Origin of the sequence: Rheinheimera sp. KL1 (assembly GCF_001275035.1) — a bacterium.
Classification (GTDB): Bacteria; Pseudomonadota; Gammaproteobacteria; order Enterobacterales; family Alteromonadaceae; genus Pararheinheimera; species Pararheinheimera tangshanensis.
On the sequence record NZ_LAMX01000018.1, the window covers coordinates 54,906 to 68,215 of the forward strand.

Sequence of the window (13,310 nt, forward strand, 5' to 3'; positions counted from 1 at the left end):
TTATATTAAATTCAACGGTTTAATTATTTTTATTCTATTGCTTTAGAAAAAGTTTTGGTAAACGTTTACCTTGAGTGTTATAAAGACGCTGTGCACTGCTGATCCCGTACAAAAAATCAGCCCAGCGCATACAAAAATAACAATTGATACCGACAGGGGTAGGAAATGACAGGCAAATTCAAATTGACCGTTGTAGCTTTAGCTATGACGCAAATTTTTGCTATGCAGCATGCACAAGCGCAAAGCGAAGAAAATAGCACTCAACAAAACGCTGAAAAAGCACAGCAGCAAATTGAAACCATAGAAGTTAAAGGTTTTGGTGCCACGCTGAGCAAGTCGTTAATGCAGAAAAAGTTTTCAGAATCAACGGTAGAAATTATCTCTACCGATGATTTAGGTCAGTTACCTGACGTGACTATCGCTGACTCTCTGGGCCGTTTGCCTGGTGTAGCGGCAGAGCGTGACCGTGGTAATGCCAGTAGTATTTCTATCCGTGGTTTAGGTGCACGTTTAAACGCTGCCACCATGAATGGCCGTGAAATTGTCAGTGCTGAGCCTAGCCGTGACGTACGTTACGAGCAATTCCCTGCCGAACTGATTAACTCAGTGGAAGTATATAAAAGCCCGATGGCGAATAACCTCGAGGGTGGGATCGCCGGTCTGGTCAATATGAATTTTGTCAGTCCTTTGGCAAAAGATAAACGCATGATCAATATCAGTGGTCATCTGATGGATTACCAAATGGGAGATGATTTACCTGGTGCGGACAGTTCAGGTGAAAAAGCCAGTTTCTCTTATGTTGATCAATGGGCTGATAATTTTGGTGTGGTTTTTGGTATAACTTATCAGGATCAACCCTCAGTACAACGTGAAACCGCCTCGTACTCTTACAATAAAGTTGAAGCCGATCAAGGTGATGTAAACGGCGACGGTATTAAAGAAGCTGCGCCATGGGGCGGTAAAGCCGGTACTAAAGTAGGCAACACCGAGCGCGTTGGTAGTCTGATGATCCTCGAGTGGGAACCTGCAGAGACAGTGAACCTAAAATACGATCTGTTTTATTCCAAATTTGATATTGAAGAGCGTGAAGATCAGTTCTGGTTTGATGGCTGGGGCAACTGGCAAGACAGCAATAACTGGGGTTACAACAATTCAGCCACGACTCCTACTATTGTGACCCGTCCTGATGGCTCACAACAACTGACTGGTGGCGGTATTTTATGGGGCGCGCATTCAGCCAATAACGCCACCTGGTTTCAGGAAAACCACCTGTTAAGTACGGGTTTAAAAACCACTGTAACCGGTGATGTCTGGACTTCAACTTATGATGTCGGCTATTCAGAAGCGGGTATCGAGTCGCGTTGGGTCAATATTACTTCGGCCTATAATGGCCCAACTCCGCTGGATATCAGCTGGAGCAATGCTGGTGGTCGTTTAGCTATTCAAACCAATGAAGACATTGGTAACCCTGATTACTACAGCATCACAGGGATGAATGTTGATACAGATCGCGATTTAACCGACGAAATGGTCAGTGTCAGAGCAGATTTTGAACGTAACATCGAATGGGGTGTGTTCGAAACACTGGTGATAGGTGGCCGTTACAGCGACCGCGATAAAGATAATGATGTGCAAAGCTGGTGGCAGGCTCCTGTCAATACTGGCCTGACTGATTACGGTTACAGCTATCAGCTGGGTGGCGATTTTGTCTCGCCAAATCTGTATGGCTTTAAAGACTGGAATTCGACTATGACTCAGGCCTTTGGTGGCATAGATGATCGTAGCCAGCATGCCAAAACGGATCAGGACAGAGTCAATAGCTGGTATGTAGGTGAAACCAACACTGCAGCTTATTTTATGCTGAAGATGGCAGGTGAATTAGGTGACTTACCCTACACAGGTAACTTTGGTGTGCGTTATGTCAGAACAGATTCAACGTCCTCAGGTTATCAGTTTAAAGACGGTACTTATTCGTCTATTTCTGTTGATCACGACTACGACGAAATTTTACCTGCCCTGAATATGGTTTTCTCTGTCAGTGAAGAAGCTCAGGTGCGTTTTGGAATGTCGCGTGCGCTGTCACGTCCGCCTTTGGTCGAGATGCGTACAGGCTTCCAACTGGACTCACAAAGCCCGGTTAAAACCGGTTCAGGTGGCAATCCAACCCTGGATCCATTTGTCGCGGATCAAATTGACTTAGGCTATGAGTATTACTGGTCCAGCGACCAGGCAATGACAGTGTCTACCTTCTTTAAAGACTTAAAAACTCATGTTGGTAGTTCGACCGATGTAATGATTGTAGACGGTGTTGCCTATGACTTTACCGGTCCTATTAACGGTGACGGTGGTCAAATCAAAGGCTTGGAGCTGATGTATCAGCAGGCTCTGACTATGTTACCTGCACCATTTGATGGTTTAGGTTTCTACGCCAACTACTCACTGACCGACAGTAATGTCACCGAATTTGTGCCGGAAGATAATCCATTGCCTTTAGGTGGCTTATCCCGCCATGTCGGTAACCTGACCTTGTGGTATTACAAAGCAGGTTTTGATGCCAAGGTCTCGTACAACTACCGTAGTGCCAACACCCGTGTTGGTAGCTGGACGCCAACGGAAATCACCAGAGCTAAGGCAGAACGTACTGTAGATGCCAGCTTGTCATACGAAGTGACAGAAGCCTTTAAGGTGATGTTGCAGGCACAAAACCTGACGAATGAAGAAGCTGTCACCTATTTTGATAACGATCCAAGCCGTCCGGCCAGTTATCAGGAATGGGGCCGTCGTTTCCTGTTAGGTTTCTCTTACTCCATGTAAGTTGCTTGTTATTCAGCAGATAAAACCCGGCCTTAGGGCCGGGTTTTCTGAAGAAAATCATTTTCACGGAAGCCAGACTGATGTCCTTATCTCCCTCTCATATTCTGCTGACTGGTGCCTCATCGGGCATAGGCCGTGCTTTAGCTGTGGCTTTAGCGGCGCAAGGCCACAGCTTAAGTTTATGTGGGCGTGATCCTATCAAGTTAGCTCAGACCCTCGCTTTGCTGCCAAAAGATTCGCCAGTGTTCAGCCAGTGTTTTTCGGTGACAGAACCAGCCGCTATCCAACAGTTTTGCCAACAGGCCACACAGCAGTTTGGTCAGGTCGATGTGCTGATCAATTGCGCCGGTGCTAATAGTAGTCGAAGTACTGCAATAGAACCGGACTGGTCCGCTCTTGAGCAGATGATGCAGCTGAACTTTTATGCGCCGCTGCATTTTATCCAGCAGTTGGTGCCGGGGATGCAGCAGCAAGGAAAAGGCATAGTGCTGAATGTGCTATCCACAGTGTGTTTATTTTCTAACCCCGGTATTTCCGCTTACAGCGCCAGCAAAGCTGCTCTTGATAGTTACAGCAAAGTGCTGCGTAAAGAGCTAAACGGCACTGGTGTGAAGGTGCTGTCTGTGTATCCGGGTGGGGTAGATACCGAATTTCGTGTTGCCAGCAGACCTGATTATTTGTCTGCTGAAGATGTGTCTGACGCCATTTTGCTGATGCTGGCAAGCTCAGCCAAAGCTCATATTCACGAGCTGGTGGTCAGGCCTTCGATTGAAACTAATTTTTGCTAAGTCCTGTGCAGTAAAGCAGGCGTATTAAAAGGAATTCTCCAGTGTTGAAGTACTTCATACAATCTTTGGCTGTGTTGGCCTTGCTGCTGCAGTATGCATGCAGCCCAGTCTCACAATCGCCGACAGACGGACAGTCAGCGAAAGTTGCAGTAGCCACAGAGCAGAATTTAAATGCGGACTGGCAGTTTTATAAAAGTCAGTCTGCTGATTTAACGGCAAAACCAGAAGATTGGCAGCAGGTCAATTTACCTCATACGCCACAGATTGAGCCTTTGCTGGTGAACAACCAATGGCAGGGGTTTGCCTGGTACCAAAAGTCTCTGACCATAGCGCCAGAGTGGCAAGGTAAGCAGCTATTGATCCGTTTTGAAGCGGCGATGAATCATGCACACGTTTGGTTAGGCGATAAACTGATAGGCGAGCATCTGGGCGGCTACTTACCTTTTACTTTTGATTTAACGCCTTATGTCGCTGCAGGTCAGACTTATCAACTGACCGTCAAACTGGATAACAGAGACAATGAAGTGACAGGGCCTAAACCTTTGGCTCAACTGGATTTTAATACTTATGGCGGTTTATACCGTGACGTGCGTTTACTGATTAAAAACCCTGTGCATATCACAGATGAAATGCTGGCCAATGAAGTGGCGGGTGGAGGTATTTTTGTCACTTATCCAAAAGTGGATAAAGCTGAATCTTTGGTTGCGGTAAAAACTCAGTTAGTGAATAAATCTACTGCCAGTGCAGAACTGGAATTAGTGCAGCAGTTGTTTGCCGGTGAGCAGTTAGTGACAGAAGTCAGCTCAGGCCCCATTCAACTGGCGGCCGGGGCTAAGGTGGATCAGCAGCAACAGCTGATGGTGAAAAATCCGAGCCTGTGGAGCCCGGCTAGTCCGTTTTTATACAGCCTGAACACAGTACTGAAACAAAATGGCGACGTGATTGAACGTCAGCAGCAACAGATTGGAATTCGCAGTTTTGCTTTTAACGACAAACACCAACTGCTGATTAACGGCGAGCTTACTTTTTTACGCGGCGTAAACCGCCATCAGGAATACCCTCATGTGGGGTATGCCACTTCGCCTCAGGCCGACTACCGCGACGCGGTGAAAATTAAATCTGCTGGTTTTGATTATGTACGTTTATCGCATTACCCACATTCCAAAGCTTTTATGCAAGCAGCAGATGAACTGGGTTTAGTGCTGATGAATGCGATTTTAGGCTGGCAGTATTATCAGCCAACCGAAGCTTTCCGTGCTCAGACGATACAGAGTTGCCGTGATTTAATCCGCCGTGATCGTAACCACGCCAGCGTCTTGGCCTGGGAATGTTCACTGAATGAATCTGCTATGCCGGATGAATTTGTTGCAACCTTACACAACACAGTCAAACAAGAGTTTCCTGGTGCTTATTCTGCCGGCTGGCAGCATGGCTACGATATGTACCTGCAAGCGCGTCAGCACCGTCAGATGCATTATGAGACACCCACAGTGCCTTACAATGTGTCTGAGTATGGCGACTGGGAATATTATGCGCAAAATGCCGGTTTTAATCAGGACAGCTGGGGCGATTTGAAAGAAGAAGCCCGCACCAGTCGTCAATTATTAAGCCATGGCGAAGCGCGTTTATTGCAGCAAGCCCGCAATCTGCAAGAAGCTCATAATGACAACCTGACGACACCTGCTTATGCCGATGGCTACTGGGTAATGTTCGATTACAACAGGGGTTATGCCAATGATCTGGAAGCCTCCGGTCTTATGAGCATTTACCGTTTACCTAAATACAGCTACTACTTTTACCAAAGCCAGCGCGACGCTTCTGAGCAGTCAGACAAATATCAGTCTGGTCCTATGGTCTTTATCGCCAGTGAGTGGCAACAAGGTTCCAGTGCACAAGTGCGCGTTTTCAGTAATGCTGAAGAGGTTGAGCTGTTTTTAAATGGCGTGCTGGTTAGCCGTAATAAGCCATCGACAGATAAATTTTCGACCCATTTGCCACATCCGCCTTTTGAGTTTGATGTAAAAGAGTTCAAGGCTGGGCAGCTAGTGGCCAAAGCTTATATTGCCGGCAAAGAAGTGGCGACTCATCAGGTGACGACCCCTGAAGCTGCTGAGAGCTTAAAGCTGACCGTCGATACCAGTGGTGTGGCGCCAGTGGCTGGTGATTTAGTCTTTGTGTATGCACAAGTGTTGGATAAAAACGGCCAGTTGGTACCTTTAAATAACCAAATTATTGAATTTAAAGCCAGTGGTGATATTGAAGTGATCAACCCTGAACCTGCTTTTACTGAACAAGGCAAAGCCGCTGTGTTAGTGAAACTAGGTGCTGAATTTAGCCAGGCTAAGCTTGAAGCCAGTTCAAAAGTTCTGGCTATCCAAAGCGAAGCTATCTCTATAACAAAGGAATAACAGTATGCGTATTTTAGTCACGGGTGGCGCTGGGTATATAGGCTCTCATACTTGTCTGGAGTTACTCAATTCTGGCCATCAGGTCGTGGTGGTCGACAACCTGAGCAATAGTAGTAGCGAAGCGTTAAAGCGCGTTGAGCAACTGACAGGCCGGAGTATCACTTTTTATCAGGCCGATATCCGTGATGAAAAAGCGCTTTCTGCTATTTTTGCCGCTGAAAACGTAGATGCAGTTATTCACTTTGCCGGTTCTAAAGCTGTTGGTGAATCTGTGGCTAAACCGCTATTTTATTATGAAAACAATGTCAGCGCTTCAGGCTTACTGATGCAGGTGATGTTGCAGCACCAGGTCAAAACCCTGGTATTTAGCTCCTCTGCCACAGTCTACGGCGAGCCAGTATCTTCACCGATACGGGAAGATTTTGCCGTCCACCCTGAAAGTCCTTATGGCCGTTCTAAGCTGATGGTGGAGCAGATCATGTCTGATCTGGTTGTGGCGCAAAATGATTTCAGCGCCATAGTGCTGCGTTACTTTAACCCTGTAGGTGCACATGAGTCAGGCTTGATTGGTGAGGACCCCAACGGTATTCCAAATAACCTGATGCCTTTTATTAATCAGGTGGCTATAGGCCGCAGACCGCATTTATCTGTGTTTGGTGATGATTACGACACGCCGGACGGCACGGGCGTGCGGGATTATATCCATGTCTGTGATTTAGCCTCAGGCCATGTCAAAGCTTTAGAAACTCTGCATCAGAATGCTGGTTTTCATGTGTTTAACTTAGGCACTGGCCAGGGCGTTTCTGTGCTGGAAATGGTCGATGCTTACCGTCGTATTTCAGGCCAGCTGATCGCCTATCAGGTGGCGCCACGTCGTCCCGGTGATATCGCCTGTTATTACGGTGACCCTTCTTTAGCGGCGGAAAAACTCGGCTGGAAAGCAGAGCGGGGTTTGGATCAGATGGTAGCTGATAGCTGGAATTGGCAGAAATTAAACCCCAATGGTTATACCCGTCGTTCTTGACGCTGCAGCTTTGTTGACTGCGTGTTCAAGCCCCAGTCACATAGGTAACTATGCTCCTGGGGTCTTGAACACTTGTCGCCTCGCTGCAACGGCAATTACTTAGGGTATGTAAAACGTAGGAATTAAGTGAAAGGTTGGAGTTATAAATGTCTGAATTTAATGCAAAAGATCATCCGCACCGCAGATACAACCCTTTGACCGGGGATTGGGTGCTGGTATCGCCACACAGAGCGAAAAGACCATGGCAAGGTCAGATTGAAACTGCAGCTACCGAGCAGAATCCGTCGTATGACCATAGCTGCTTTTTATGTCCAACCAACAGCCGTATTTCCGGTGACATCAATCCTGACTATAAAAAGCCTTATGTTTTTACCAATGACTTTGCAGCTTTAACCGCAGATACACCTTTTTATCAGCGCTCAGACGATGATTTATTTGTTTTAAAAGCAGAGCGTGGTACCAGCAGAGTGATTTGTTATTCACCGGATCACAGCCTGACGATGCCAGAACTGAGTGTTACTGATATTCAGAACATAGTGGAAGAATGGATCCGTCAGTACAAAGACTTGTCCAAAACTTACAACTGGGTGCAGGTATTTGAAAACAAAGGCGCTATTAACGGCTGCTCTAATCCGCATCCTCATGGACAGATTTGGGCCAACAGCACTGTGCCTACCTTACCAGCCAAAGCCGATCAGGCGCAGCGTGAGTATTTAGCCAAGCATGGCAAAAACCTGTTATTAAATTATGCCGCTTTGGAACAACAAAGTGGCGAACGTACTGTAGTGGAAAACGAGCATTGGCTGGTCGTAGTGCCATTCTGGGCCAGCTGGCCTTTTGAAACTCTGGTATTGCCAAAAGCTCATGTGCGCCGGATGGAAGAATTAAGTGCAGAGCAGCAGGCGGCGCTGGCGGACATTCTGCAGCAAATCACTATTCGCTACGATAACTTGTTCCAGTGTTCTTTCCCTTATTCGATGGGCTGGCATAGTGCGCCTTATCAGAATGATGCTGGCGCTGAGACGTCAGAAAGCATCGAACACTGGCAGCTGCATGGCCATTTTTACCCGCCGTTATTGCGTTCTGCCACCATTAAAAAGTTTATGGTCGGCTACGAAATGCTGGCCGAAACCCAACGTGATATGACTCCTGAACAGGCTGCTGAGCGCTTAAAAGAGCAAAGCCCTGTGCATTACAAACAGCAGAGCAAGGTTTAATACAGATGCAATTATTAGAGCGAGTACAGCAGGCATTTGCCGAACATTATCAGCAGCAGGGTGAATTTGCCTTCAGAGCACCGGGCCGTGTCAATCTGATTGGCGAACATACAGACTACAACGATGGTTTTGTCTTACCATGCGCTATTAACTACGACACTGTGGTTGTAGCTACACCTCGTAATGACAACAAAGTTCGTGTGCTGGCGCTGGATTATCAGCAGCAAGTCGATGAGTTTGAATTGATCTTTCCGCTGGCTAAACACCCTGAGTACCAATGGGCCAACTATGTCCGTGGTGTGGCCAACAGCCTGATGCAAAAAGGTTTTAACCTGGTCGGTTGTGACTTAGCCATCAGCGGCAATGTGCCACAAGGTGTAGGTTTAAGCTCTTCAGCGTCCTTAGAAGTCGCTTTGGGCCTGACCTACAGCACTTTGGCGGGCGTTGAACTCTCCAGCCGTGACAATGCGCTCAATGGTCAGCATGCAGAGAACCACTTTGTTGGCTGCAACTGCGGCATTATGGATCAGCTGATTTCTGCGCAGGGCAAAGCCGCTCATGCCTTATTGATTGATTGTCGCAGCCTCGACAGCACAGCAGTTTCAGTGCCCACAGATATGGCTGTGATGATTATCAACTCCAATGTAAAACGGGGTTTGGTCGACAGCGAATACAATACCCGCCGCCGTCAGTGTGAAGAAGCTGCCGCCATTTTTGGTGTCAAAGCCTTACGGGATGTTAGCTGGACTACTTTTGCTGCGAAGCAAGGTGAACTGGATCCCGTAGTGGCCAAACGTGCCCGCCATGTGATTACTGAAAACGATCGCACTGAATTAGCCGCTAAAGCTTTAGCTGAGCACGATATTAAGCTTTTGAGCCGCTTAATGGCTGAATCTCACTTGTCGATGAAAAACGACTTTGAAATCACTGTACCTGCCATTGATGCGCTGGTGGAAATGATTGGCAACACGCTGGGTGATACAGGCGGTGTGCGGATGACAGGAGGTGGTTTTGGTGGTTGTGTGGTGGCTTTAGTACCTCAAGGCCGTGTAGATGACATTCGTGCTTTGGTTGAACGTGAGTACCCGCTACAAACCGGTTTAACAGCCGGTATTTTTGTTTGTACCGCCAGTCAGGGCGCAGAGCAGATTCTGGCATGAACCAGAGCCCAATAGCCTTAGATAAAGGCACAGGTTTAGAAGTAGAGTTGTTGCCTTTTGGGGCAACAATCCGCTCTATCCGCCTGTTTGGTCAGGAGTTGACGCTGAATTATCCGCAAGTGGCAGATTATCAAACAGATGAGTTTTATCTGGGCGCTACCGCAGGTCGTGTTGCTAATCGTATTGCCAAAGGCCGTTTTGAACTCAATGGCACAAGCTATCAGCTCGATTGTAATAATGGCCCCAATCACTTGCATGGTGGTGTTGCTGGCTTTAACCGTCAACACTGGCAAGTGCTGAAGCAGCAAGCTGACTCGGTGCAATTGTATCTGCACTCAGCAGATGGTGATCAGGGCTATCCGGGCGCAGTGCAGGTCTGGCAGCAGTTCCGTATTGTTGATCAGCAGTTGGAGTTGTCCTTTTTAGCCATGTCCAACAAAGACACTGTACTGAATTTAACCAATCATTGTTATTTCAATCTGAACAGTGATGGCAGCTCAATTGAAAACCATCAGTTGCAGCTGACAGCAAGTCATTACTTGCCTACAGATGAGCATGCTATTCCAACAGGAGAGCGCCGTGCAGTATCAGGCACAGCTTTTGACTTTAGCCAGGCTAAATTAGTCGGATCTGCACTTTTGCAGCAGGACCCACAGCTGGCCTTGGCCAATGGTTTTGATCACTGTTTTATCTGGCAAGGTGCTGATGCTGCAGAGTTCAAACGGATGGCGGTATTAAGCTCGGCTCAAAGTGGCCGTCAGTTAGAAGTATTTAGTACTCAGCCCGGTTTACAGCTTTACACGGGTAACTTTTTGGCTTCACCTTTTGCGCCACGACAGGGGCTTTGTCTGGAAGCCCAGGGCTGGCCTGATGCGATTAATCAACTTGGCTTTCCCAGCACTCTGCTCAAAGCAGGTGAGTTGTATCAGCAACAAATAGTGTATAAATTCAGTTAGCTAAAAACTGGTAACCATAACAACAAGACATGCCCGGCTGTTCTGATGTTGCAGCGCAGCAACATCAGCGACGGGTAAAACAGGGTAAGGATAAAGATGACTTTAAGTAATTTAGATTTGGCGATCCTCGCCATATATGTGCTTGGCCTGGTCGGGCTGGCTTATTATATTTCCCGGGAAGAAAAGGGACATAACAAAGACACCAATGACTATTTTCTGGCCGGCAATACCTTACCCTGGTGGGCTATTGGTGCGTCCTTGATAGCCGCTAATATTTCGGCTGAACAAATTATTGGTATGTCGGGTTCTGGTTATGCCATAGGTATGGCGATAGCCGCTTACGAATGGATGGCAGCTATCACCTTGTTGCTGGTCGGTAAATTCTGTTTACCGATTTTCCTGAAACGTAAAATTTATACTATGCCGCAATTCCTGCAGCAGCGGTTTGACAACAGAGTGCGCACCACCATGGCGCTGTTCTGGATGGCGGTGTATGTGTTTGTGAACTTAACTGCAGTCTTGTGGTTAGGTGCTTTGGCTATCAATACAGTCACTGGTGTCGATATGACCACCAGCATGTTTATTTTAGCAACTTTGTCAGTGGCTTATTCCTTGTACGGTGGCTTAAAAGCTGTGGCTTACACCGACATTATTCAGGTGGTGTTGTTGGTCGGCGGTGGTTTATTCCTGTCCTTTATGTCGTTGGATATGTTAGGCGAGGGCAATGGCTTATGGGCTGGTTTTGACCGCTTACTGACTGAAGTGCCAGATAAATTCGATATGATTTTAACGCCGGACAGCCCACATTATGTCAGCTTACCAGGCTTGTCTGTGCTGTTAGGTGGTATGTGGATTATGAACCTGAGTTACTGGGGTTTTAACCAATATATTATCCAGCGCACTTTGGCTGCAAAAGACTTAGCCGAAGCGCAAAAAGGTATTGTGTTTGCGGCCTTCCTGAAAGTGTTAATGCCGGTGATCGTGGTGCTGCCAGGTATAGCAGCAGTGTTGTTGTTGCCAGATTTAAGCAAGCCGGATCAGGCTTACCCACAACTGCTAAGCATGATGCCATCCGGTATTAAAGGTTTGATTTTTGCGGCATTAGTGGCTGCAATTTTGTCGAGCCTTGCTTCGATGACCAACAGCGTCGCGACCATTTTTACTATGGATATTTACTCTCAGTTTAACAAAGATCAAACCCAGCAGCATTACGTCAAAGTAGGTCGTCTAGTCAGCCTGGTAGCTTTGGTGATTGCAGTCTTTACTGCTAAGCCATTGCTGGGCGAATTCGACCAGGCCTTCCAGTATATTCAGGAATTCACTGGCTTCTTTACACCGGGCATAGTGGTGTTGTTTTTATTAGGTATGTTCTGGTCCCGTACTACTGCTACAGCGGCTTTAGTGGCAGCTATCAGCTCAGCTGTACTGAGCTGGATTTTCAAAGTGGCTTTGCCAGAAATGCCATTTATGGACCGCGTAGGTTTAGTCTTCCTGAGCTGTTTAGCTTTAGCTGTGCTGGTGACTTTATTCCAGCGTCAGGGCAAACATCCTCATGCGGTGGAACTGAGCGACATCAGCTTTGAAACCCGTCCAAGCTTTAATTTGTATGCCGTATTGATCACTCTGATTGTGGCTGCTTTTTATATCGCCTGGTGGTAACAATGCAGCAGAGATTTATGTCTACAGCCTTTCTTTGCACAACAGCAGTAGCAGCGCTTTTTAGCGCCGCTGCGACGGCTAATCCGGTTTCTGTAAAAGACGGTGTATTGCAGTGGCAGAATGGTTCTGAAGTGGCACTTTTTGGTGTCAATTACAGTGCGCCTTTTGCTTACGGTTATCGTTCTATTGAACGTCTGGGTGTTGATCACCGCGCTGCCATTGATATGGATGTGGACCATATTGCCCGTTTAGGGCTGGATGCTTATCGCGTGCATTTATGGGATAGATTACTTGCCGATAAAGAGGGTAACCTGCAGGACAATATTCACCTGCAACTTTTTGATTACTTGCTGCTGCGCTTAAAAGAAAAAGGCATCAAGGTAATTATTACCCCTATTGGCTGGTGGGGCAGTGGTTACCCTGAGCCGGATCCGGTGGAATATGGTTTTTCAACTTTTTACAGCAAAAGCCAGATGAACCAGTCGCCAGATGCTATCAAAGCGCAGAAAAATTATCTGACCCAGCTGTTTAAACACGTCAACCCGCTGACTGGCAAAAGTTATCAGCAAGACGATAACATTATTGCTTTTGAGATCTTTAACGAACCTAAACATGAGATCAAACCACAACAAAGCGCGGCTTATATTGAGGACTTAATCAGTACCATTCGGGCAGCTGGCGTGACTAAACCTTTGTTTTACAACACCAGCGAGCAGGGGGATGATCAGCCTTTTGCCAAAGCTTTATGCAATACCAGCATAGATGGCGTGTCTTATCAGTGGTATCCAACCGGTTTGGTCAAAGGCAGTGTGATCAATGGCAATATGCTACCAGCGGTCGCGCACTACACCAATCCTTTTGCCGGTATCAGTGAATGTGCGACTAAAGCCAAAATGGTGTACGAGTTTGATGCGGCCGATGTGGCAAGCTCAGTGATGTATCCTGCTATGGCGCGCAGTTTCCGTGAAGCAGGTTTTCAGTGGGCCACTCAGTTTGCTTATGATGCTGCGGCTGTGGCTCATACCAACTCTGAATACAACACTCATCATCTGAACCTGTTGTATACCCCGTCTAAAGCCATCAGTTTAAAAATTGCCGCTGAAGTATTCCGTAGTCAAAAGCGGGCTGAAAAAGTGGCGGATTACCCGGCCAGCAACAGCTTCGGCGCTGTGACTCTGGATTATCAGCAGAATTTATCTGTGCTCAATACCCCAACGCAGTCTTCTACAGCAACAGCACCCAAACAGAGCCAAAAGCTGCAGCTAAGCTAAGTAGCATTGCAGG

9 protein-coding genes are annotated in these 13,310 nt (G+C 47.1%); all 9 read left to right on the plus strand.

The genetic code is table 11. The features are described 5' to 3' along the window. The first annotated feature begins 165 nt into the window (after nt 1-165). Entirely contained in the window at nt 166-2,814 is a 2,649-nt protein-coding gene (locus WH43_RS09075) for a TonB-dependent receptor (RefSeq protein WP_053424301.1), read from the plus strand. A gap of 80 nt (nt 2,815-2,894) precedes the next feature. Continuing rightward, on the plus strand, nt 2,895-3,602 hold the full coding sequence (locus WH43_RS09080; RefSeq protein WP_053424302.1) for an SDR family NAD(P)-dependent oxidoreductase: 708 nt from the start codon (nt 2,895-2,897) through the stop codon (nt 3,600-3,602). Between the two features lie 41 nt (nt 3,603-3,643). After that, nucleotides 3,644-6,010: a glycoside hydrolase family 2 protein gene (locus tag WH43_RS09085; protein ID WP_053424303.1), complete on the plus strand. Its 2,367-nt coding sequence runs from the start codon at nt 3,644-3,646 to the stop codon at nt 6,008-6,010. Nucleotides 6,011-6,014: 4 nt separating this feature from the next. Continuing rightward, entirely contained in the window at nt 6,015-7,034 is a 1,020-nt protein-coding gene (gene galE, locus WH43_RS09090; RefSeq protein ID WP_053424304.1) for a UDP-glucose 4-epimerase GalE, read from the plus strand. Nucleotides 7,035-7,180: 146 nt separating this feature from the next. Beyond that, nucleotides 7,181-8,251, plus strand: coding sequence for a UDP-glucose--hexose-1-phosphate uridylyltransferase (locus WH43_RS09095; RefSeq protein ID WP_053424305.1), 1,071 nt, complete (start codon nt 7,181-7,183; stop codon nt 8,249-8,251). Between the two features lie 5 nt (nt 8,252-8,256). After that, entirely contained in the window at nt 8,257-9,411 is a 1,155-nt protein-coding gene (gene galK / locus WH43_RS09100; protein ID WP_053424306.1) for a galactokinase, read from the plus strand. Continuing rightward, nucleotides 9,408-10,367, plus strand: coding sequence for an aldose epimerase family protein (locus WH43_RS09105; RefSeq protein WP_053424307.1), 960 nt, complete (start codon nt 9,408-9,410; stop codon nt 10,365-10,367). The genes galK and WH43_RS09105 overlap by 4 nt, the downstream gene beginning before the upstream one ends. A 96-nt stretch (nt 10,368-10,463) precedes the next feature. Further along, nucleotides 10,464-12,026 (plus strand): sodium/sugar symporter, encoded by a 1,563-nt coding sequence (locus WH43_RS09110; RefSeq protein WP_053424308.1) that lies wholly within the window; start codon nt 10,464-10,466, stop codon nt 12,024-12,026. A gap of 17 nt (nt 12,027-12,043) precedes the next feature. After that, complete coding sequence (locus tag WH43_RS20010; RefSeq protein WP_286049601.1) at nt 12,044-13,297, plus strand: cellulase family glycosylhydrolase; 1,254 nt, start codon at nt 12,044-12,046, stop codon at nt 13,295-13,297. Nucleotides 13,298-13,310: the final 13 nt, after the last annotated feature.